Origin of the sequence: Massilia haematophila (assembly GCF_042647645.1) — a bacterium.
Taxonomy (GTDB): domain Bacteria; phylum Pseudomonadota; class Gammaproteobacteria; order Burkholderiales; family Burkholderiaceae_D; genus Telluria; species Telluria haematophila.
Genome location: NZ_JBHRVV010000001.1, coordinates 4,270,349 through 4,292,564 on the forward strand (window position 1 = coordinate 4,270,349; position 22,216 = coordinate 4,292,564).

Sequence of the window (22,216 nt, forward strand, 5' to 3'; positions counted from 1 at the left end):
GGTTTCGTAGGGTGGGCACTCGTGCCCACGCGGTCTCACCCTTTGCACGACGGCGAATTTTCGCCATCCGCCACACCACCCCATCCCCACCCAACGCTATCGTGCGCCCGCACACACTTGAGTTTTCTCAGCCTTCCTCTTCATCCCGCCCGGACAATCGATGAATACCAAGGGAAGATTTGACGCGCCTGCTTGACTGCCCAGGCCGCTTCTTCCCCGCGAAAACATTCCATCCCCAACGGACAGAGAGGTGCGTAATGAAAGCTTCGATGATCGCCGTCGCCGTGGCCGCCACGCTGGCGGGCTGCAGCACCGGCAGCGGCAACATGTTCGCGTCGCGCGACCGCACGGTCGAATACATCCGCGTCTTCGACCTGAAGACCGATGCCCAGGGCCAGGCGGTGGCGCGCGCCGCCAGCGAGGGCCTCAGCCGCAACGTCAAGAACGCCACGCTGGCCACGCCGGAGAACGCCGAGGTGCAGGACCAGCCGGGCCGCTTCAAGATGCCCGACCTCGCCGGTGCGCCGCCGGGCACGGTGCCGGCGCGCGGTCCGAGTTGCGAAGGCGCCAGCTGGACGGCCAAGGCCGCGCCTGACGTGCGCGGCGGGCAGGACATGAACATCGTCGCCTGCCTCTACCCCTACAAGGGCGGCTATCACCTCGACATGTACGCGGCCTTCGTCAAGAAGGAAGGCGGCTGGATGGAATGGCCGCGGCGCGCGGCCAACTACGTGCTCGGCACGCCGGACAAGTACGCGGAAAGGACCATGCTCGACATCGTGCGCACGATCCGCGAAACCACGAATGCACAGGTGGCGCTGGTCGAAGCCAAGCCCGAAGTGGCCGGGGCGCCTTGGCTGGAGCCGGTCGGCGTGGCGCCGCGTGGCAGCCAGACATCGAAACCTTGATGCCTGAAATATTCTTTCATGAGGAGCCCGTTATTGAAAGAATATTTCACCCTGATGATGCCTGGCCTGCATGGCCCCGCAGCGTGAGCAGGGCCGTGGTGCGCGCTTAGCGTTGCGTCGGCGTCGGTGCGGCTGACATGCTTGCCGGCTCCGCCGCTGCTGCTGCTCCTGCTCCTGCTGCGGCGGCTCCTGCTGCTGTTCCTGCTCCTGCTGCTGCCGTCGGCGTCGTCGCTGGCGCGGTTGCCGTTACCGGCGACAGACGCGGCGCGGTTGCCGTCGCCGTTGCCGTTGCCTGTACCGTGCCCACGCCAGGCGCCACGCCCGAGCGCGCCACCCAGTCGACCAGCGCATCGGCAATGGCGCGTCCGCGGCCTTCGCCGGCGCGCTCGTCGTTCACCATAATCACCACCACGTTCTGCGCGCCGCCGGCGTCCGGTACATAGCCGGCCAGCGCCACCACGTTGCGCAGCGTCCCGGTCTTCAAACGCGCGCGGCCGGCGGCGGCGGTGCCTTGCAGGCGGCGGCGCAGGGTGCCGTCCATGGCGGCGATCGGCATGCTGGCCTGGAATTCCGGCGCCCAGTTGCTGCGCAGTCCAGCCTTCAGCAAACCGCCCATCTGCAGCGGGCTGATGCGCTCGATGCGCGACAGGCCCGAGCCGTTCTCGATGACGAAGCCGCTGTCGTCGATGCCATGCCCGCGCATCCAGTTGCGCACCGCCCCGTCGGCGCGCGCATGGGTGGTCTGGCCGGGCATGGCGGGCAGCGGGCGGCTGCCCAGTACCGGATCGGCTTCCAGCGCGCCCAGGCTCAGGAACAGGGTGCGCGCCAGCGCGTTGTCCGAGGGCTTGTTGGTGTCGCGCACGATTTCCGGCAAGGCGCGCGCGGTGTGCGCGGCCAGCAGGCGCGCATCGAACGGTGCGCTGCCCTCGACCGTCTTGCCGTCCAGCTTGCCGCCGAGCTGTGTCCACTTCAGGCGGAACAGGCCATCGATGTAGTCGTCGCGGTCGACCACGTTGATGCTGTAGGTCTTGCTGCAATTTTTCGGGAAGGTTCCGTTCAGCACGACCTTGACGCGGCCGTCTGCCTGCTTGACCGCTTGCGGCAGCCGCCAGCCGTCTTCCCAGCGCGCGCATTCGGCCTCGATCAGTTTCATGGCGGACTCGATGCGCACGCCGGCCAGCGCCGGTTGCATGTCCAGTTGCAGGCGCTTGCCGTCCGAGCGCATGTCGACCTGCAGCATGTTCTTGTTGATCAGGAGCGCGTCCGGGATGACGTTGTAATAGGCCTCGGGTGCCTCGTCGAAGGGTGGCTGACCGAGGTCGCCGCGGGCCGGATTGAACACGGCGCGGTCGAGCACCAGGTTGCCGTCGATGCGCGTGATGCCGGACAGGCGCAGCGCGCGCAGCATGGCTTCCAGCGTCTCGCCCGACAGGTCAACGTCGGCGCCGCCTTTCAGCACCAGGTCGCCCTTGAGCACCCCATTCTTCACTTCGCCATTGCTCAGCAGTTCGGTGCGGCCGCGGAACACCGGGCCCAGTTGCTCCAGGCCGACCAGGGTCGTCACCAGTTTCATCGTCGAGGCCGGCTGCATGGGGCGCTCGGCATGGTGGGCCAGCACCACCTGGTCGCCGCGCAGCACCAGCGCGCTCACCGATTCCGGCGCAATGCCGTGCTGGCCCAGCAGCTGCAATACCGGCGCCGGCAGGCCGCCCACCGCCTGCGCCACGGGGGCCGGCTGACGTGGTTGCGGCTGGGGCTGCGTTTGCTGTTGCGGCAACCCGGCTGGCGCCTGCTGCAATGGAGCGCAGGCGGGCAGGCAGGCGACGATGGCGGCGGCAAGCGCGAGACGAGGAAACATGGCAATCCTTAACCGAAGAAGAGGTAAGCGACAAAGATGGCGGCGATGACGCCGGCCAGGTCGGCGATCAGGCCGTAGCCGATCGCATAGCGGGTCTTGCGGATGCCGACCGAGCCGAAGTACAGGGCCACGATATAGAAGGTGGTATCGGCCGCGCCCTGCAGGATGGACGCCAGGCGGCCGACGAAGGAATCGACGCCATAGGTGGTCATGGCGTCGATCATCATCGCGCGCGACCCGCTGCCCGACAGCGGCTTCATCAGCGCGGTCGGCAGCGCGCCGACGAAATCGGTCGGCAGGCCGAGCTGGGTGAAGACCCACGAGAAGGCGCTCACGATCATGCCCAGGATGCCGGAGTTGCGCACCACGCTGATCGCCACCAGCATGCCGACCAGGTAGGGAATGATCTTTAACGAAGTCTCGATGCCGCCCTTGGCGCCCTCGATGAAGGACTCGAACACGTTCACGCGCTTGTACAGCGCCGCGATCATGAAGGCGGCGATGATCGAGAACAGGATCAGGTTGGCGGCAACCACCGAGACCTGCTCGATCTGGGCCTTGTCCAGGTAATTCGTAATGTAGAACACGAGGCCGCCGATGACGGCGGACAGGCCGCCGATCCAGCCGAACACGACCGGGTGCAGCAAATTGATGCCCTGGCGCAGGCTGACGGCAATGATGCCGGTCAGGGTCGAGCAGAAGGTCGCGATCAGGGTCGGGATGAAGATGTCGGCCGGATTCGCCGCGCCCAGGATGGCGCGCTGGGCCATGATCGCCAGCGGAATCACGGTCAGTCCCGAGGTCTGGATGACCAGGAACATGATCTGGGCGTTGCTGGCCTCGTCCTTGCGCGGGTTCAGCGTCTGCAGGCTTTCCATCGCCTTCAGGCCGAAGGGCGTCGCCGCATTGTCCAGGCCAAGGATATTCGCCGAAAAGTTCATCACCATGTGGCCGTTGGCCGGGTGGTCGCGCGGCACTTCCGGGAAGATGCGCGAAAAGAAGGGGGCGATGATGCGCGCGAACAGGTTGATGGCGCCGGCCTTTTCGCCGACGTTCATGATCCCCAGCCACAGCGTCATGACGCCGGCCAGCGGCAGGGCGATGTCCATCACCGCCATCTTGGCGGAAGAAAACGTACCGTCGATGATGCGCTTGAAGATCTCGGAATCGCCCATGAACAGCCACTGCGCGAGTGCCGCCACGAAGCCGACGAGGAAGAAACCGGTCCAGATGTAATTTAAAGCCATGTTCAGTCCGAAAGGGCGATCAATCGCCGCGGGTTCATCCGCCGTGGACAATGCGCCACGGCATGCCTGCACGATTGTGCAGCGGAGAGTATAGGCGCAGAGCAAGCTGCAAGGATGAAAGAATGCAGCCGCGTCATGCCCGGAAGTTATATGGACGCCCCGTGAACACGCGTCAACGCCGAGCATTATCGGCAGCGGACCGTAGGGTGGGCACCCCGTGCCCACGCGTAAACGATGAGCAGACGCGGCCTTGCAAACGCCAACATGACGCCGGCTTCACGCGTGGGCACGTCCTTGATGCCCCCAGCATCAAGGACCCCACCCTACGGCACAACGTTGCCACCTCCGGACACCGCGCCTATGATACGCAACGCTCAACCAGGACATGCACACATGAAATTTCGCTCTGCCCTCTCCGCGCTGTTGCTGACCTCAAGCGCCCTCGGCCTGGCCTTCTCCTCCGCCGCGCAGGCACCCGCCGCGCCGAAGGAGCAAAAAGTCCTGCGCATGTTCCTGTCCACCAGCGAAACCGGCCTCGACCCGGCAGTGGCGTCCGACATCGCCACCCTGTCGCTGCTGGAAAACATTTTCGATCCCCTGCTGCGCTACGACTACCTGGCGCGTCCGGTGAAACTGCAGCCGAACACCGCCAGCGCGATGCCGGAAGTGAGCCCGGACGGCCGCACCTACACCTTCCGCATCCGCCCCGGCATCCATTTCACCGACGACCCGGCGTTCAAGGGCGACAAGCGCGAGATGACGGCCCAGGACTACGTCTACAGTATCAAGCGCCTGTACGATCCGACCCTGAAGTCGCCCTGGTCGTACATGTTCGCCGGCAAGATCGTCGGCGACGAGGCCTTGAAGCAGCGTTTCGATGTCGATACCCCAGTCGCCGGACTGCGGGCGCTCGACCGTTTCACCTTACGCATCGAGCTGAAAGAGCCGGACAATAATTTTCTCTTCTACATGGCGACCCCGGCCTCCGGCGTGGTGGCGCGCGAAGTGATCGAGGCCTATCCCGGCCAGGCCGGGAACCACCCGGTCGGCACCGGTCCCTTCATGATTGGCGAGTGGAAGCGCAGCGACCGCATCGTGCTGCTGGCCAATCCCTACTCGACGGCGGTATTCCAGGGAACGCCCGGCAGCGATCCGGAAGACCGGGCGATCGCCGCCGCCCTGGCCGGTCAACGCCTGCCGCGCGTGGACCGCGTCGAGGTGAAGATTGCCGAGGAATTCCAGGGCCGCATGCTGGGCTTCCTGAATGGCGAATACGACTACCTCGAGCAGGTGCCGGAGTCGATGACCGACATGGTGATCGCGGGCGGACAACTGAAGCCGGACCTGCAGGCGCGCGGCATCCGCCTGTCGCGCTTTCCGGTGCTGCAGACCTATTACATGTGGATGAACATGGACGATCCGGTGCTGGGCGGCTACAGCCGCGACCGGATCGCCCTGCGCCGCGCGATTTCCCTGGCCTACAACAGCGCCGAGGACATCGCGCTGCTGAAAAAGGGTTTCGCGATCAAGGCCGAATCGCCGCTGCCGCCGAACGTGCTCGGCTACGATCCGGACTACCGCAGCCCGGTGCCCTACGACCCGGCGCTGGCCAATGCCCTGCTCGACCGCCATGGCTACGGCAAGCGCGATGCCGCAGGGTTCAGGTTAGCGCCCGACGGCAAGCCGCTGACCCTGACCATGCACAGCGAAGCGACGGTCAGCGGCCGCCTGCGCGACGAACTGTGGCGCAAGTGCCTGAACGCGATCGGCCTGCGCGTGCTGTTCAAGTCGGACAAGAAGACGGAGATCATCAAGGCTTCGCGCCTGGGCAAGGTCACCATGTTCGAAAGCAACTGGATCGCCGACTTCCCCGACGGCGACAATTTCTACCAGCTGCTCTACGGCCCGAACGCGGGCCGCGCCAACTACGCGCGCTTCAACCTGCCGGCCTATAACGAACGCTACGAACAGGCGCGCCAGCTCACCGATGGACCGCGGCGCCAGCAGCTCTATTTCGAGATGAACCAGCTGATCCACGCCTACAACCCCTGGGTGCCGCTGACCCATGTGCTGTCGGCCGATCTCCGTCATCCGTGGCTAAAAAACTACAAGCGCCACCCGGTGGAATTCACGTCCTGGCGCTATTTGGACGTCAATGTTGCGGAAAAGGAACGATTGTCGCGGCAGTCCCGGTAGTATTGGTGAGTTTTCCGGTTATAAACATTCCCGGAAGTTATACTTCCCGCCGGTTATTTCATTGGATAGTGCCAAATACTTGGCCTTACCCTCGAAATCACACATAAGGTAATGCTAAGACATTACTAAACGGCAACATCGATTTGCCATCGGCCTGGATCGCCCAATACCTTAGGAGAGACGCGTGAAGTTAAAGAAGCTAGCCCAACTGATTGCCCTGATCGGCGTGGCAGGCCCGGCTGTTGCACAGGAAGTGCAGCAGAATGCCCCGATGGCCCGCGTCGAGGTCACCGGTAGTAGCATCAAACGCGTCGCCAAGGAAGGCGCGCTGCCGGTGCAGGTGATCACCGCCGACACCCTGCAAAAGCAGGGCATCACCTCGGCCGAACAGCTGATGGCCACGATTTCGGCGAACGGCACCGGCACCGACAACCCGACCTCGGGCAACAACGTGTTCGGCGCCGATGCCGACCGCGTCAGCGGCGGCGCTTCCTTCGCTTCGTTCCGCGGCCTGGGTCCGAACGCCACCCTGGTCCTGATCAACGGCCGCCGCGCCCCGACCCACGGCAAGAGCGGCAAGGCGGTCGACCTGAACTCGATCCCGATGGCGGCCATTGCCCGCATCGAGATCCTGAAGGATGGCGCCTCGGCGATCTACGGCACCGATGCGATCGGCGGCGTGATGAACATCATCCTGCGCTCGGACTACCAGGGCGCGGAAGTCTCGGCCTACACCAACGTCACCGAGGAAGGCGGCGGCAACATCCACCGCGGCTCGCTGATCGCCGGTACCGGCGACCTGGAAGCGGACGGCTTCAACGTCATGACCACGCTGTCGTTCACCAAGAACGAGAAGCTGTCCTCGAAGCAGCGCGATTTCGCCAACGGCTTCCAGCCCTGGCGCGGCCTGTCGCCGGACACCACCGGCACCCCGTACGCGAACCAGCTGACCGGCGCCGGCACCGCGCTCGGCACCGGTTTCCAGCGGCCGGGCGATCCGAACACCTACCTGCAGGCCAACCCGCTCAGCTTCGACGGCAAGTGCGACACGGTCGAGGGCATGTCGCAATACCAGAGCGCGCTGTGGAAGGACGTGACCTCGCCGCTGCGCTCGACCTATTCCTGCGCCTACGACTACGGTGGCGACTACATCATGCAGTCGCCGTCCGAACAGGCGAATCTGCTGCTGCGCGGCACCTATAAACTGGCGCCGGAGCACACGATGTTCGTCGAGGCGATCGGCTCGCGTTCGGAAGTCATCTCGATCCTGACCCCGGCCCAGATCTCGACCTCGCTCGCCAACAAGAACGCCTACCCGGTGGGCGGCCAGTACTACCAGGACCTGTCGGCCTACATCCCGACCTACAACCCGAACCTGCCGATCATCTATAAATGGCGCGCCAACCCGCTGGGTAACCGCACCCAGGAAAACACCACCATGAGCGGCCGCCTGCTGGTCGGCTTCGAGGGCATGATCCGGAACTGGGACTACAAGCTGGGCCTGTCGAAGGCGCAGAGCACGACCCACATGGACCTGCTCGACGGCTACGCGTATACCGATGCCTTCTACAAGGTGCTGGGCAGCGGCATCGTCAACCCGTGGTCGCGCGACGGCAGCCAGACCCAGGCGGCGATGGATGCGATCGAAGCGACGAAATACTACGGCGCCTTCCAGACCGGCAAGACCACCATGACCCAGGTCGACGGCACTATCTCGGGCGAACTGTTCGACCTGCCAGCCGGCAAGCTGGCGATGGCGGCCGGTTTCGACTTCCGCCGCGAAAGCTACATGTACAGCCAGGACGTGGCCGCCGAGCCGATCCTGCTGTCGCCGGGCAACGACAACCTGCCGAAGGCGACGCGCAACGTGAAGGCGCTGTTCGCGGAATTCATCGTCCCCGTCACCAAGGACCTGGAGCTGCAGTTGGCCGTGCGCCGCGACGACTACAGCGTGATCGGCGCCACCACCAACCCGAAGGTCGCCTTCCGCTACCAGCCGACGAGCTGGCTGCTGCTGCGCGGTTCGGCCAACAAGGGCTTCCTGGCGCCGAGCTTCACCCAGCTCTACACCGGCCTGCTGCGCCAGGAACTGGCGAGCGGCGTGACCGATACGGTCGGCTGCGCAGCCAACCCGGGCGACCCGCGCTTCTGCGCCCCGGAACGCTTTGACTATGTTTCGGGCGGCAACGAGAGCCTGAAGCCCGAGACCTCCAAGCAAGGTACGCTGGGCATCGTCGTCGAACCGTTCAAGGGCTTCTCGGCATCGCTGGACTGGTGGGCGATCAACATCAAGGACCGTATCCTGAAGCGCAGCGCATCCGATGTCCTGAAGAACCCGACGGTCTACGCGGCCAACATCTACCGTAACAACGACGGCCTGATCGAGTTCGTCGATGCACGCTGGTTCAATGCATCCGGCGCCAAGACCCGCGGCATCGACCTCGGCCTGCGCGGCGACGGCAAGTTCGGCGACGGCTACAAGTGGAGCGCCACCCTGGACGGCACCTGGACCGGCAGCTACCAGTTCGCCGAAGTCGATGGCCAGCCGTACAAGGAATACGTCGGCGAATTCTTCACCCGCGACCTCTACCTGCGCTGGAAGCACTCGGCGACGCTGAGCGTGAGCCGTGGCGACTGGAACGTCCTGCTGAGCAACAACTTCGCTTCGGGCTACAAGGATCAATTGCCGAATGGCGGCAAGGGCGCGCTGCCGGCCGGCTTCGATCCGGACGTGTCGAGCTACACCCGCTTCGGCCTGTCGACCACCTACAGCGGCTTCAAGAACACGAAGCTGACCGTGGGCGTGCAGAACCTGTTCGACCGCGATCCGCCGTTCACCGCCCACAACGTCGACGACGTGGTCGGCGCCGGCTGGGATCCGCGCGTGGCCGATCCGCGTGGCCGCGCCTTCACCTTCAACGTCCAGTACAAGTTCTTCTGATTTGTACCTGAGTATGGCGTTAAGCGGCCCGCGCCCGGAAAGCATCTGCTTTCGGGGCGCGGGTCTTTTTCATTCCTGATGCGAACAGCATGTCGAGCAGCATGAAGATCAGCAGGCGCGCCTTTGCCGCCTGGCTCGCCGCCTGCGCGGTGCTGCCTGCCGCCGAGGCCGCGCCAGGCCGGCGTGCCCGCAAGCGTCCTGCCTCCCGTCCCATGAAACTGATGAAACCTCCACGCCTGCGCCGCGGCGACACCGTCGGCCTGATCGCGCCGGGCGGCTACACCACCGAGAAATCGATCGCCAAGGCGCGCGTCAACATCGAAAGCCTGGGCCTGAAGGTGCGCGAAGGAAGTTACCTGCGCGAAGTGAACGGGAACTACGCCGGCACCGTGCAGCAGCGCCTGCACGACCTGCACGCGATGTTCGCCGATCCGGACGTCAGGATGCTGTGGCCGATCCGCGGCGGCTCGGGCTGCATCTCGCTGCTGGCCCACCTCGACTACGCGCTGATCCGCAAGAATCCGAAGATCCTGCTCGGCTACTCCGACATCACCGCCCTGCACCTGGCGATCTACAAGGAAACCGGCCTGGTGACCTTCCACGGCCCGGTGGCCTCGTCGACGCTGGCGGATTACCCGCGCGAACACATGCTGGCCGTGCTGATGGACCCGCAGCCGGCATACACGATCCCGATGGCGCTGGAAAACAGCCGCCGCGCCGTCGAGGAACCGCATTTCGCCATGCGCACCGTGCACGGCGGCAGCGCCACCGGACCGCTGATGGGCGGCAACCTGAGCCTGGTGTCGGCACTGGCCGGCACGCCGTATGCGGCCGACTTCCGCGGCGCCATCCTGTTCCTGGAAGAAGTGAACGAGGCGCCCTACCGCATCGACCGCTGGATGACCCAGCTCGACCTGTCCGTCGGCCTGGATAGAGCGGCGGCGCTGATGGTCGGCATCTGCGAGGGCTGCGGCCCCGAGCACGAGGACATCTCGCTCACGCTCGACCAGACCCTGGACATCCACCTGCAGCCGCTATCGGTTCCGGCCGTGACCGGTTATTCGATCGGGCACATCCGCCACCAGTTCACGATCCCGATGGGGGTCCGCGCAAGGCTCGATACCGAACGGCAGACGGTGACGCTGCTGGAGCCGGCGGTCAGCTGAGAGCGCGGCCCGGCCCGCTCGGGCCTGGTGAAGGCGGATCGCTCAGGCCTGGAGGCGGCGCGTCATGAACACGTAGCCGTGCCGTTCGCCGTCGATGCGGAACAGGTCCGGTATCTCGCCGGTCTGCACAAAGCCGCTGCGCTCGTAGAGCCGGCGCGCGGGCCCGTTGTCGGCCAGGACTTCGAGGTCGACCCAGGCCAGCCCCTGTGTCTGCGCCCACTCCAGTGCATGGGTCAGCAGGCTGGCGCCCAGGCCAATGCGGCGCGCGTCGCGGTGCACGCCCATGCCGAGCAGGCAGCGGTGGCTGGCGGCGCGCTCAGGGCGCGCGCGCAGGTCGATGTGGCCGCGGATGGCGCCGTCTTCGTCCAGCGCGATCCAGCCGCGCCGCCAGCCGGGCTCGCCGACGGCGGCGCCCAGGCCGAGCGCGAAGCCGGCGCGTTTATCCACCGGGAAGAAGGACTCGGCGCGCGGCATCGGCTGGAACAGCGGGGCATCGCCCCTGCCGTTGTCGCGCAGGTGGTCGTCGAGGTAGACGAACAGCGCCGGCAGGTCTTCCTGCGCTACCGCGCGGATTGCCGGCGCTCCCGTCACAGCGCCCGCGCGATCAGGATCTTCTGGATGTCGCTGGTGCCCTCGTAGATCTGGCACACGCGCACGTCGCGGTAGATGCGCTCTACGGGGAAGTCGGCGACATAGCCGTAGCCGCCGAAGATCTGCATCGCATCGGACACCACGCGCTCGGCCATCTCGGAGGCGAACAGCTTGGCCATCGCGGCTTCCTTCAGGCAGGGCAATCCGGCATCCTTCATCGATGCCGCGTGCAGGATCAACTGGCGCGCCGCCTCGATCTTCATCGCCATTTCGGACAGTTTGAATTGCACCGACTGGTGCTCGAAAATCGGTTTGCCGAAGCTGGTCCGTTCCTTTGCATAGCCGAGCGCCGCCTCGAAGGCCGCGCGCGCCATGCCCACCGATTGCGAGGCGATGCCGATGCGGCCGCCCTCCAGGCCCGACAGCGCGATCTTGTAGCCCATGCCTTCTTCGCCGATCAGGTTCGCGGCCGGAATACGGCAGTTGTCGAACACGATCTGGGCGGTGTCCGACGAATGCTGGCCCATCTTCTGTTCCAGGCCGGCGACGATGTAGCCCGGGGTATTCGTCGGCACCCAGAAGGCGCTGATGCCCTTCTTGCCGGCGGCCTTGCTTGTTACCGCCATCACGATCGCCACGTCGCCGTACTTGCCGCTGGTGATGAATTGTTTCGAACCATTGATGACGTATTCGTCGCCGTCGCGGGTGGCGGTGGTGCGCAGGGCCGAGGCGTCGCTGCCGGTGTGCGGCTCGGTCAGGGCAAAAGCGCCCAGCAGCTCACCCTGGGCCAGCGGACGCAGCCACTGCTCCTTCTGCGCTTGGCTGGCGTACATCATCGCGATCGAGCAGACCGGGCAATTGTTGACCGAGATGATGGTCGAGGTGCCGCCGTCGCCGGCCGCGATCTCTTCCAGCACCAGCGCCAGCGACACATAGTCGAGGCCCGCACCGCCGTGCTGCTCGGGCACGGCGACGCCGAAGGCGCCCAGCTGCGCCAGTTCCTTCAGTTCGGCTTTCGGAAAATAATGTTCCTTGTCCCAGCGCGCCGCGTTCGGGGCCAGGCGCTCCTGCGCGTAGCTGCGCAGGGCGTCGCGGATCATCTGGTGTTCTTCGGTCAGGATCATGGTGTCTCGTGTGTGGTTGTTGTATCGGCTTACCAGGGGATCGGTTCGCCGTCGTGATTCAGGAAGCTGCCGTTGGCGTCGATCGTGGCCTGCGCCAGGGTGGCGCGCAAATCGCGCACGCTGTGCTCGGCGCTGATCGCCGCGCCGCTGCCGCCCATGTCGGTCTGCACCCAGCCGGGGTGGAAGGCGATGCAGGTCGCGCCTTGCGGGCCGTAGGTCAGCGCGGTGTCGGCAAGGACCGAATTCAGGGCCGCCTTGCTGGCGCGGTAGAGCGAGCCGCTGGCGCTGCTGCGCGTGCCGATCGAACCCATGCGCGAGGACAGCACGCCCAGCTTGCCGCGGGTCGCTGCCACCAGCGGCGCAACGATCGGCAGCAGGCGCATCGCGGCCAGGACATTCGTGTGCATCACGGCGTCGAAGTCCTGCTGGGTCGGGAAGCCGTCGTGGCGTGGGCCGTAGAGGCCGGCGACCAGCCAGGCGGTGTCGATCTTCTCGTCGTCGAGTTTCCAGCCGAGGCCGGCGATGGCTTCCGGGTCGTTGACGTCGAGCGCGTGCGGCTCGGCGCCCAGGGCGGCCAGATTGTCGAGGTCCTGCCCCTTGCGGGCGGTGGCGATCACGCGCCAGCCGTCCTGGCGGTATTGGCGCGCCAGTTCGTGGCCGATGCCGCGCGAGGCGCCGATGATCAAAGCGGTGGGCATGGTGGTGTTCCTTCGTGGCGTTGGGGTGTTTACGGGTATGACCGCGTGGGTTCAAGAACCCACCCTACAACAGCGGGTTTGCGTAGGGTGGGTTCTTGAACCCACGCGGTACAACGTATCCAAACAAACATCGTAACCGAAGCCCGGGGTCGCCAACGATCCCGGTCTTCGGTACAACTACATCACACCATCTCGATCGCCATCGCCGTCGCTTCGCCGCCGCCGATGCACAGCGAGGCCACGCCGCGCTTGCCGCCGGTCTTCTTCAACGCGCCCAGCAGGGTGACGACGATGCGCGCGCCCGAGGCGCCGATCGGGTGGCCCAGGGCGCAGGCGCCGCCATGGATGTTGACCTTCTCGTGCGGGATCTCGAGGTCGCGCATGGCGGCCATCGGCACGGCGGCAAAGGCTTCGTTGATCTCGAACAGGTCGACTTCGTTCGGGGTCCAGCCGGTCTTCTTGAACAGCTTGCGCATCGCGCCGATCGGGGCGGTGGTGAACAGGTTCGGTTCCTGGGCGTGGGTGGCGTGGCCGATCACGCGCGCCAGCGGGGTCAGGCCGAGTTCCTTGGCCTTCGATTCGCGCATCATGACCAGGGCGGCGGCGCCGTCGTTGATCGAGGAGGACGAAGCGGCGGTGACGGTGCCTTCCTTCTTGAACGCGGGCTTGAGCGACGGGATCTTGTCGATCTTGGCCTTCATCGGGCCTTCGTCCTTTTCGACCACCAGTTCGCCGGTGCGGGTGGCCAGGGTCACCGGGGCGACTTCCCAGGCAAAGCTGCCGTCGTTGTTGGCCGCTTGCGCGCGCTTCACCGATTCGATGGCAAAGTTGTCCTGGTCTTCGCGGGTGAACTGGTAGGTGGCGACGCATTCCTCGGCAAAGGTGCCCATCGAGCGGCCTTCGCCGGTCTTTTCGTTGCGCGAATACGCGTCTTCCAGGCCGTCGAGCATCATGTGGTCGAACATCGGCGCGTGGCCGATGCGGTAGCCGCCGCGTGCCTTCGGGATCAGGTAGGGCGCGTTGGTCATCGATTCCATGCCGCCGGCGACGACGATGTCGGCGCTGCCTGCGACCAGCTGGTCGTGGGCGAAGATCGCGGCCTGCATCGCCGAGCCGCACATTTTCGACAGGGTCACGGCGCCGGTCGACAGCGGCAGGCCGGCTTTAATAAGCGCCTGGCGTGCGGGCGCTTGTCCTTGACCTGCCATCAGGCAGTTACCGAAATAGACGTGCTCCACGGTTTGCGGATCGACGCCGGCGCGCTCGACCGCCGCCTTGATGGCCACCGCGCCGAGGTCGCTCGCCGTTTTCGAGGAAAAATCGCCCTGGAACGCGCCCATCGGGGTACGGGCGGCGCCAACGATAACGACTGGATCATTCATTGTGTAGGTTCTCCAAATAGGGTGGCGATGCATGGGAATGCGGCGCCGGTGGTGTGGTCTGGTTGTGGAAGCGGATGTGCTGCGGGTAAGGGAAGACGTCTTCCACTTCGCCTCCCATGATGCGGTCCTTGTGCGCCTGCCACCAGGCGCGGCGCAACAGGTCCGCATGGTGTTTCATGAAAACCTGCCGGATCTTCGGGTTCCCGAGCAGGAAACGGCCGAACTGTTCCGGAAAGACGTCATGCTTGCCGATCGGGTACCAGGGCTCGGCCGCCATCTCGTCCTCCTCGTTGCGCGCTTGCGGGATATCGCGGAAGTGGCAGTCGGTGAGGTATTCGATTTCGTCGTAGTCGTAGAACACGACGCGGCCGTGGCGGGTGACGCCGAAATTTTTATAGAGCATGTCGCCCGGAAAAATGTTCGCGGCGACCAGGTCGCGGATCGCATTGCCGTACTCGAACACGCCGTGTTCCAGCAGGTCTACGTCGCCGGCGCGCTCGGCGTTGGCCAGGAACATATTCAGCGGCACCATGCGGCGTTCGATGTACAGGTGCTTGACGATGATGCGCTCGCCCTCGATCTCGACCTGCGACGGGCAGTGCTGGCGCAGCTCGGCCAGCAGCTCTTCCGAAAAGCGGGACAAGGGAAAGGCGACGTCCGAGTATTCGAGCGTATCGGCCATGCGTCCGACGCGGTCGTGGTGCTTGACCAGCAGGTATTTTTCCTTGATCCGGGCGCGCGTCGTCTCCTTGGGCGGCGGATAGAAATCCTTGATCACCTTGAAGACATACGGAAAGGACGGCAGCTCGAACACCAGCATCACCAGGCCGCGGATGCCGGGCGAAATCTGGAACTCGTCGGAACTGTGCTTCAGGTGCTGCAGGTAATCGCGGTAGAACAGCGTCTTGCCCTGCTTTTGCAGGCCGAGCACCGTATAGATCTCGCTGCGCGGCTTGCGCGGCATCAGGCTGCGCAGGAATTGCACGTAAGCCGAAGGCACTTCCATGTCGACCAGGAAGTAGGCGCGTGTAAACGAGAACAGCAGGGTGATCTGTTCCGGGTCGGTGATCACCGTGTCCAGCACGAGCTGGCCGCGGCGGTTGTGCAGTACCGGGATCACGAACGGGTATTCGCGCGCGCCGTTGATGGCGCGCCCGACGATGTAGGCGCCCTTGTTGCGGAAGAACAGGTTCGATAACACATTGAACTGCAGGTTCGACTCGGGCTGGTCCAGGCCGAACTGCTCGACCATGCGCGCTTCGACCAGGCCGGTGTCGCGGTCGAGGGCGGCGAAGGGGCGCGCCAGTTGGAAATTCGAGACGATGCGGTTGAGCGCGAAGCGCAGGCCGTCGGCCGCCGGGTAATAGACGCGGTAGGTCGGCAGCAGCTCCTCGCTCTCGATGTACTCGGTGGAGATCACCGGACGCACGAAGATGTAATCGTTGTGGTAATAGCTGCGGTGCAAAATGCGGCAGCTGACCGAATTGAAGAAGGTCTCGGCCAGTTCCGGCTGCTTGTAGCCCGAGAGCAGGCCGATGTAGTGGAGCTTGGTTTCGCGCCAGACGCGGTCGGTCAGTTCCTCGCGCGCGTAATGTTCTTCGAGGACCTGCACGGCTTCCTGGACGCGCTTGTCGTAGAAATCGATGCGTTCGCGCGCGGCCTGCTGCGCGGTGGCCCAGTCGGCCGCCTCGAAATGGCGCTTGGCGCTCTTGCTGGCTTCGCGGAACAGGCGGTAATGCTTGTCGAAGCCGTCGAGGATGGCGCGTGCGATGTCGAATGCGATCTGGGAAGACAGCAGTCTGGGGAACGTCACTTCGGTCATCGTTCGTCTCGCGCGGGTGTCCGTTGAGCGGCCATTTTATTGCATTGCAGCGAAGGGGTGTTGGCTCGGATTGGCGCCGGCATGCCGATTATGGGAATCGCATACGCGTGGGGTGGACGGGGAATCCGTCCACCCCCCGTCCCTTCGCTTCAGGCCGGTGGCTTACGCCGTCTCGCCAAACAATTCGCGCCCGATCAGCATGCGGCGGATCTCGCTGGTGCCCGCGCCGATTTCATAGAGCTTCGCATCGCGCCACAGGCGGCCGACCGGGTACTCGTTGATGTAGCCGTTGCCGCCCAGGGTCTGGATCGCCTCGCCGGCCATCCAGGTCGCCTTTTCGGCGCTGTACAGGATGGCGCCGGCGGCGTCCTTGCGCAGGGCGCGCACGGCGGCCGGGTTGTCGGCGCGGTCGCAGGCCTGGCCGACCGCATACACATAGGCGCGGCAGGCCATCATGGTCGAGTACATGTCGGCGATTTTCCCCTGCATCAGCTGGAATTCGCCGATCGCCTGCCCGAACTGCTTGCGTTCGTGGATATAGGGAACGACGACGTCCATGCAGGCCGACATGATGCCCAGCGGACCGCCCGACAGCACGGTGCGCTCGAAGTCCAGGCCCGACATCAGCACGTTGACGCCCTTGCCGACGCCGCCCAGCACGTTCTCGAGCGGCACTTCGCAGTCTTCGAACACCAGTTCGCCGGTGTGCGAGCCGCGCATGCCCAGCTTGTCGAGTTTCTGCGCGATCGAGAAACCTTTGAAGCCCTTCTCGATCAGGAAGGCGGTCATGCCGCGCGGGCCGGCCTCGATGTCGGTTTTTGCATAGACCACCAGGGTGTCGGCGTCCGGACCGTTGGTGATCCACATCTTGGTGCCGTTCAGGACGTAGCGGTCGCCCTTCAGGTCGGCGCGCAGCTTCATGCTGACGACATCGGAGCCGGCATTCGGCTCGGACATGGCCAGGGCGCCGACGTGTTCGCCCGAGATCAGTTTCGGCAGGTACTTGCGCTTCTGCTCTTCGCTGCCGTTGCGCTTGATCTGGTTGACGCACAGGTTCGAGTGGGCGCCGTACGACAGGCCGACCGAGGCCGAGGCGCGCGAGATTTCTTCCATGGCGACGATGTGGGCCAGGTAGCCCATGTTGGCGCCGCCGTATTCCTCGCTGACGGTGATGCCGAGCAGGCCGAGTTCGCCCATCTTCTTCCACAGGTCCATCGGGAACTGGTCGGTGCGGTCGATTTCCGCAGCGCGCGGCGCGATCTCGGCCGCTGCAAATTGTTGCACTGCTTCGCGCAGCGCGGCGATGTCTTCGCCATGGTCAAAGGTCAAGCCTGGAAGATGGAGCATGTCGTCCTCTCGGTGAACGGGTTAGCGATAGGGGGCGCCTAACAAAACCTCCATGGCTGCGTTGCATCGTCTCGCCGTACAAGCGCGTACTGTCTTCGACGCTGCGCCTTGCCCTGAAGGTTTTGTTAGGTGCTCGTGGCACTCGGCATCATACTCGCGTGTGACGTTAACGTAAACGTCAAGTAGCGGGCGGATGAGCGCCATCAGGCACTCGTGCGTTTCAGGCGGCTTTGGTCGTGCCGGACGTCTTGCCAGCCGCGGCGTCGTCGGCCAGCAGGCGGCGGCATTCTTCCTCGTGGGCGGAAATTTCTTCCAGCGCCATCTCGATGTCGGCCCGTTGCTGTTCCAGCGTTTCGCGCTGGTGGCCCAGCACGCCGAGGAAGCGATTGATCTGGGCTACCGTGTCCTTCGGCGACTCGTACATGTCGACGATGCTCTTGATTTCCGACAGGGTCAGGCCGAGGCGCTTGCCGCGCAGCGTCAGCTTCAGGCGCGTGCGGTCGCGCGGGGTGTAGACGCGGCTGCGTCCGCCCACGCCTTCGCGTTTCGGGCTCAGCAGGCCCTGGTCTTCATAAAAACGGATCGCGCGCGCGGTGATGTCGAATTCGCGCGCCAGTTCGGCGATGGTATAGGTGGTGGCCATGAAAAAAGCGGAGGTGAAAGTGCAGCTTGCGACAATCGCTTAGAATTGATCTTCGACGTTTGCCGTTTACGTCAACGTCAAGCACATTGTAGCGCGCTTGTCCTGTCACCGAATACGAAAGATGTGAACCATGAATCCGCTCGAGTCCCAGCTGACCTATCCCTTCGCCGACGAACTGCCCGCGCCGGGAACGGTGAAGGAGGTGGCGCCCGGCCTGGGCTGGCTGCGCATGCCGCTGCCCTTCGCGCTCGACCACATCAATCTGTGGGTGCTGAAGGACGAGCGCGAGGGCCGCGACGGCTGGACCGTGATCGATTGCGGCGTGGCCACCGACGCTACCCGCGCCGCCTGGGAACAGGTATTCAGTGGGCCGCTGGCAAGCGAACCGGTCCTGCGTGTCATTGCCACCCATTGCCATCCGGACCACGTCGGCCTCTCGGGCTGGCTGTGCGAACGCTTCGCGGCGCCGTTCTGGCTCACCGCCGGCGAATTCGGCTTCGCGCGCATGATGGCGGCCGCCCTGCCCGGCGTCGACGGTCCTTCGGCGATCCCCCACTTCGAACGCCACGGCCTGGTCGACCAGGACATGCTGGAGCAAATGCGCAGCCGCCGCAATTACTATCCCTCGCTGGTGGCGAGCGTACCGGACGCCTATACCCGCCTGCAGGACGGCCAGCAGTTCACAATCGGCAACAACCGCTGGCGCGTGATCACGGGCTTCGGCCATTCGCCGGAGCATGCGTCTCTCTATTCGGAAGCGCTGAACGTGCTGGTCTCGGGCGACATGGTGCTGCCACGCATTTCGACGAACGTCTCGGTGTTCGCCGTCGAGCCGGAAGGCAACCCGTTGCAGCAATACCTCGACTCGCTCGGCAAATTCGCCGGCCTGCCCGAGGACGTGCTGGTGCTGCCGTCCCACGGCAAGCCTTTCCGCGGCCTGCATACCCGTATTGCCCAGTTGCGCCAGCACCACGTCGCGCGCCTGGCCGAGGTGCTCGAGGCCTGCCGCACGCCGCAAAGCGCCGTCGATATCGTGCCAATCATGTTCCGCCGACAACTTGATGCGCACCAGCTTAGTTTTGCGCTCGGCGAAGCACTCGCGCACCTGCACAAACTTTGGAATGATGGTATGTTAAGGCGAGTAACTGGCGTCGACGGGATCATCCGTTTCCAACTGATCTGACGGGCCAGAGCCGGGTTCCTGCAGGCTTCCCCAGCCACCCGGCCCCGACTTGACGGCAATCGGCCGGACACGCGTGGCCCCCACGCGACAAACATTTGCACGAATGTGTATGCGGGCTGAATAAGACGATTCTCTGTGGAAATTTTGTGGCATGATGTCACAAAGCACAGTATCGTCAATTCTCACATCTTTGTTACTTTTCGATTCGTAAAATGTCACAACTGGTCTGTAAGGACAAGAGACTGACATTTATGGTCGAGCATGAAATAGTGCCATCATGAATTCCACGAATGAACGGGAGAGCTTTAGCGAGCGTCTCCAACAGGCGCTGAAGAACGCCCATTACTCACCGGACAGCCCGACCAGACTGGCACGCGAATTTAACATTCGCTTCGAAGGACGACCGATCACCGTGCACGCCGCCCGCAAATGGCTGGTGGGCGAAGCCATTCCCACGCAGGAAAAATTGCGCATGATTGCACAATGGCTGGGCGTGCCGGCGGACTGGCTGCGCTTCGGCGGTCCCGAAAATCCAGGCGACAGCGGCGAAAGCGCCGGCGGCGCCCGTTTCGAATCGGCCGACGTCAAGCTGATCGCCGACCTGCAACGCCTGGACGAGCATCATCGCCAGCTGGCGCGCGAATTCATTCGCATGCTGGTACGTATCAACCACCAATCCCCACCGAAGTAAGCCAAATCCTTCCCCACGCCTGCTTTTCCGCTTACAAATTTTCTTCCGAATAAGCCCGTTACAAACCGCTGCGACTGGCGCATAATCGAACTCGTTACAGCCGAGGATCGTGCCGCCTATGAAAAGCAACTACGTGAACACCGCCCAGCTGAAGGAACTGATGACGGCGCCGCCAATGAGCGCGGAACGTCACGCCGAGGTGATGCGCAAGCGCATCGCCCAGCGCAGGATGCTGGAGGAAGCCAGGGAGTTGAAGAAAGCTGGCGACAGCGTTTTCAGCAACAAACGCTAGCGCCACCGGCTCAGAGCGCCTGACAAAACTTCCAGGGCAAGGCGCATTGCCGCAGCGGCGGACCGCGAAGACAGTACGAGCGTACGGCGAGACGATGCAACGCCGCCATGGGGGTTTTGTCAGGCGCTCTTACGCGGTCGGCGCGTCCGCGCGCATGCCGGACCAGCGTGCGGCCTGGGGATTGTCGATGCCGAGCAGGTCCAGCACCCGGTCCAGGGTGTGGTCGACCATCTCGTCGATGCTCGCCGGCCGGTGATAAAAACTGGGCAGCGGCGGGAACACGATGGCACCCATTTCGGTCACGGCCGTCATATTGCGCAGGTGCGCCAGGTTGAACGGCGTTTCGCGCACCATCATGACCAGGCGCCGGCGTTCCTTCAGGATCACGTCGGCCGCGCGCGCGACCAGGTTGTCCGCCAGGCCATGGGCCACGGCGGCCAGGGTCTTCATCGAACAGGGAGCGATCACCATGCCGTCGGTCTGGAACGAGCCGCTGGCGATCGATGCACCGATTTCACGGTTCTTGTGCACGACGTGGGCCAATGCCTCGACGTCGCGCCGCTGCATGCCGACTTCCTGGTGCAGGGTGAGGGAGGCGGCGTCGGACAGCACGAGGTGGGTCTCGACGCCGGGCACGGCGCCCAGCCGCCGCAGCAGCTGCACGCCGTAGATCGCGCCGGTGGCGCCGGTGATGGCGACCACGATGCGGCGCGGCCGCGTTGGGGTCATTATTTACTTCTCTAATTACTTCTTGAACATTGCTTGCAGTTCGCCGGATTCGAACATCTCGTTCATGATGTCCGAACCGCCGATGAACTCGCCGTTCACGTACAGCTGCGGAATGGTCGGCCAGTTCGAGAAGTCCTTGATGCCCTGGCGCACTTCCGGATCTTCCAGCACGTTGACGGTGGCGATGTTGTCGACACCGCAGGCTTTCAGGATCTGGATGGCGCGGCCCGAGAAGCCGCATTGCGGGAACTGCGCAGTGCCCTTCATGAACAGCACGACCGGGGTGTTGGTCACGGTGTCTTTGATCCAGGTTTGTACGTCGCTCATTTGATTTTGCCTTGGGGTAGAAATGGATTGGATGCCGCCATTCTATAAGAATTCGGCGGCGCCGGTACGGCCCGGGGCCGGCTTGCGGCGGCACGTGTTCCGGCAGGACGACAGGTCGGGTATGATCGCCCACATTTCAACCGTCGCTTCCTGCTCATGCAACAACAACGTCCCAATGCCGCCCCGTCGGCAGGCTTCAATTTCGTGCTGGCCGCGGTGCTCGGCGTCATCGGCGTCTTCGACCTCGTCCTTGGCCTGCGCGGCGAGGGCGCCGGCGTCTTCATCACCGGCCTGGCCCTGACGATCTACGCCGCCACCCTGCTGCGCGACGCCCTGCACATCAAGAAGACCGGCACCCCGGCCTTGACGCGCAAGCGCATGAACTATATCGGCCTGGCCTGCCTGGCGCTGTATTTCTTCGGCATCATGGTCAAGCGCGTACCGGAGCTGGCAGCGTTTTTTAACTGATGCCCTGTAGGGTGGACACCTGTGTCCACGCGGTACATCGCTTAAATAGTTTGTAGGGTGGGTTCTCGAACCCACGCGGTACACCGTTTGAACAGTCGAAGAAGCGCCGCGGGACCGCGAACGATGAGTCCGCGTGGGTTCAAGAACCCACCCTACAACAGCTTTCCAAGGCAGATGGCATCTTCACGGCCCACGTACTTGCCGTAATTCGGAATCACCCGATATCCGTTCCGCTCGTAGAACGCCACCGCCCGCCCGTTCACGCGCCGGGTCTCGAGCCAGAACGCCCGGTAGCCGAACGCCAGCGCCCGCCGTTCCAGCTCGCCCAGCAGATGTACGCCCGCCCCGCTCCCGGGCCGCGCATACATCCGCTTCACTTCCGCTACCTCGGCGTCAACAGGCCGTAGCGCACCGCAACCGACCGCCTGCCCGGCCGCATCACGCGCCAGCAGGAATAGCGCCCGCGGTCCGCGCACGTCATCCGCATCGAAGGATGCCGCGCCGCTGTCGCCGCAGATCGCCGCCAGCGCCGCGTCCAGTTCCGCGATCAGCGCACGCGCCTCCTCGCAGTCCGGATCGGCGGGGGCGCAGGCGATCATGGGT

The 22,216-nt window shown here is 64.5% G+C and carries 20 protein-coding genes; 8 read left to right on the forward strand and 12 right to left on the reverse strand.

Annotated features, from left to right (window positions below):
- Positions 1 to 257 precede the first annotated feature (257 nt).
- Positions 258 to 908, forward strand: a complete 651-nt coding sequence (locus ACFOPH_RS18960; RefSeq protein WP_312548770.1) for a hypothetical protein — start codon at positions 258 to 260, stop codon at positions 906 to 908.
- A 106-nt stretch (positions 909 to 1,014) separates the two neighbouring features.
- Here ACFOPH_RS18960 and dacB read toward each other — a convergent pair whose 3' ends face one another.
- Both dacB and ACFOPH_RS18970 read right to left on the reverse strand, forming a co-directional pair.
- Positions 1,015 to 2,766, reverse strand: coding sequence for a D-alanyl-D-alanine carboxypeptidase/D-alanyl-D-alanine endopeptidase (gene dacB / locus ACFOPH_RS18965; RefSeq protein WP_312548769.1), 1,752 nt, complete (start codon positions 2,764 to 2,766; stop codon positions 1,015 to 1,017).
- An 8-nt stretch (positions 2,767 to 2,774) separates the two neighbouring features.
- Entirely contained in the window at positions 2,775 to 4,013 is a 1,239-nt protein-coding gene (locus ACFOPH_RS18970; protein WP_312548767.1) for a nucleoside recognition domain-containing protein, read from the reverse strand.
- A 393-nt stretch (positions 4,014 to 4,406) separates the two neighbouring features.
- Between ACFOPH_RS18970 and ACFOPH_RS18975 the strand changes: the two genes are divergently transcribed.
- The 3 genes from ACFOPH_RS18975 (at position 4,407) to ACFOPH_RS18985 (ending at position 10,316) form a co-directional block, all read left to right on the forward strand.
- The gene (locus tag ACFOPH_RS18975; RefSeq protein WP_312548765.1) at positions 4,407 to 6,209 is read left to right on the forward strand and encodes an ABC transporter substrate-binding protein; all 1,803 of its coding nucleotides are present in this window, start codon (positions 4,407 to 4,409) and stop codon (positions 6,207 to 6,209) included.
- Positions 6,210 to 6,393: 184 nt separating this feature from the next.
- The gene (locus tag ACFOPH_RS18980) at positions 6,394 to 9,150 is read left to right on the forward strand and encodes a TonB-dependent receptor (RefSeq protein ID WP_379736944.1); all 2,757 of its coding nucleotides are present in this window, start codon (positions 6,394 to 6,396) and stop codon (positions 9,148 to 9,150) included.
- A 101-nt stretch (positions 9,151 to 9,251) separates the two neighbouring features.
- Positions 9,252 to 10,316: a S66 peptidase family protein gene (locus tag ACFOPH_RS18985; RefSeq protein ID WP_379736945.1), complete on the forward strand. Its 1,065-nt coding sequence runs from the start codon at positions 9,252 to 9,254 to the stop codon at positions 10,314 to 10,316.
- 42 nt (positions 10,317 to 10,358) lie between these two features.
- Here the strand turns inward: ACFOPH_RS18985 and ACFOPH_RS18990 are convergent, their stop codons facing one another.
- The 7 genes from ACFOPH_RS18990 to ACFOPH_RS19020 form a co-directional block, all read right to left on the reverse strand.
- Positions 10,359 to 10,907, reverse strand: coding sequence for a GNAT family N-acetyltransferase (locus ACFOPH_RS18990; protein ID WP_379736946.1), 549 nt, complete (start codon positions 10,905 to 10,907; stop codon positions 10,359 to 10,361).
- Positions 10,904 to 12,031, reverse strand: a complete 1,128-nt coding sequence (locus tag ACFOPH_RS18995) for an acyl-CoA dehydrogenase family protein (RefSeq protein WP_379736947.1) — start codon at positions 12,029 to 12,031, stop codon at positions 10,904 to 10,906. The genes ACFOPH_RS18990 and ACFOPH_RS18995 overlap by 4 nt, the downstream gene beginning before the upstream one ends.
- A 29-nt stretch (positions 12,032 to 12,060) precedes the next feature.
- Positions 12,061 to 12,729 carry an SDR family oxidoreductase gene (locus ACFOPH_RS19000; protein WP_379736948.1) on the reverse strand — a complete coding sequence of 223 codons (669 nt, stop codon included), beginning with the start codon at positions 12,727 to 12,729 and terminating at the stop codon, positions 12,061 to 12,063.
- Positions 12,730 to 12,911: 182 nt separating this feature from the next.
- Positions 12,912 to 14,111, reverse strand: coding sequence for an acetyl-CoA C-acetyltransferase (locus ACFOPH_RS19005; protein WP_312548759.1), 1,200 nt, complete (start codon positions 14,109 to 14,111; stop codon positions 12,912 to 12,914).
- On the reverse strand, positions 14,104 to 15,933 hold the full coding sequence (gene aceK / locus ACFOPH_RS19010) for a bifunctional isocitrate dehydrogenase kinase/phosphatase (protein WP_379736949.1): 1,830 nt from the start codon (positions 15,931 to 15,933) through the stop codon (positions 14,104 to 14,106). The genes ACFOPH_RS19005 and aceK overlap by 8 nt, the downstream gene beginning before the upstream one ends.
- Positions 15,934 to 16,095: 162 nt before the next feature.
- A complete protein-coding gene (locus tag ACFOPH_RS19015; protein WP_312548757.1) occupies positions 16,096 to 17,280 on the reverse strand; it encodes an isovaleryl-CoA dehydrogenase in 1,185 nt (394 codons plus the stop codon).
- A gap of 220 nt (positions 17,281 to 17,500) precedes the next feature.
- Positions 17,501 to 17,923 carry a MerR family transcriptional regulator gene (locus tag ACFOPH_RS19020; protein WP_312548756.1) on the reverse strand — a complete coding sequence of 141 codons (423 nt, stop codon included), beginning with the start codon at positions 17,921 to 17,923 and terminating at the stop codon, positions 17,501 to 17,503.
- A gap of 130 nt (positions 17,924 to 18,053) precedes the next feature.
- Here ACFOPH_RS19020 and ACFOPH_RS19025 point away from each other — a divergent pair, with 130 nt between their 5' ends.
- The 3 genes from ACFOPH_RS19025 to ACFOPH_RS19035 all read left to right on the forward strand — a co-directional run bounded on the left by ACFOPH_RS19025 (position 18,054) and on the right by ACFOPH_RS19035 (position 20,089).
- Positions 18,054 to 19,106 (forward strand): MBL fold metallo-hydrolase, encoded by a 1,053-nt coding sequence (locus ACFOPH_RS19025; RefSeq protein ID WP_312548755.1) that lies wholly within the window; start codon positions 18,054 to 18,056, stop codon positions 19,104 to 19,106.
- A 277-nt stretch (positions 19,107 to 19,383) separates the two neighbouring features.
- Entirely contained in the window at positions 19,384 to 19,797 is a 414-nt protein-coding gene (locus tag ACFOPH_RS19030) for a hypothetical protein (RefSeq protein WP_312548754.1), read from the forward strand.
- A 133-nt stretch (positions 19,798 to 19,930) separates the two neighbouring features.
- Positions 19,931 to 20,089: a hypothetical protein gene (locus ACFOPH_RS19035; protein ID WP_379738004.1), complete on the forward strand. Its 159-nt coding sequence runs from the start codon at positions 19,931 to 19,933 to the stop codon at positions 20,087 to 20,089.
- A gap of 129 nt (positions 20,090 to 20,218) precedes the next feature.
- Here ACFOPH_RS19035 and ACFOPH_RS19040 read toward each other — a convergent pair whose 3' ends face one another.
- A complete protein-coding gene (locus ACFOPH_RS19040) occupies positions 20,219 to 20,818 on the reverse strand; it encodes a UbiX family flavin prenyltransferase (protein ID WP_312548752.1) in 600 nt (199 codons plus the stop codon).
- Between the two features lie 15 nt (positions 20,819 to 20,833).
- The gene (grxD, locus tag ACFOPH_RS19045; RefSeq protein WP_312548751.1) at positions 20,834 to 21,145 is read right to left on the reverse strand and encodes a Grx4 family monothiol glutaredoxin; all 312 of its coding nucleotides are present in this window, start codon (positions 21,143 to 21,145) and stop codon (positions 20,834 to 20,836) included.
- Between the two features lie 156 nt (positions 21,146 to 21,301).
- Between grxD and ACFOPH_RS19050 the strand changes: the two genes are divergently transcribed.
- Positions 21,302 to 21,613: a hypothetical protein gene (locus ACFOPH_RS19050; protein WP_312548750.1), complete on the forward strand. Its 312-nt coding sequence runs from the start codon at positions 21,302 to 21,304 to the stop codon at positions 21,611 to 21,613.
- A 152-nt stretch (positions 21,614 to 21,765) separates the two neighbouring features.
- Here the strand turns inward: ACFOPH_RS19050 and ACFOPH_RS19055 are convergent, their stop codons facing one another.
- A complete protein-coding gene (locus ACFOPH_RS19055; RefSeq protein ID WP_312548749.1) occupies positions 21,766 to 22,212 on the reverse strand; it encodes a GNAT family N-acetyltransferase in 447 nt (148 codons plus the stop codon).
- Between the last annotated feature and the right edge of the window lie 4 nt (positions 22,213 to 22,216).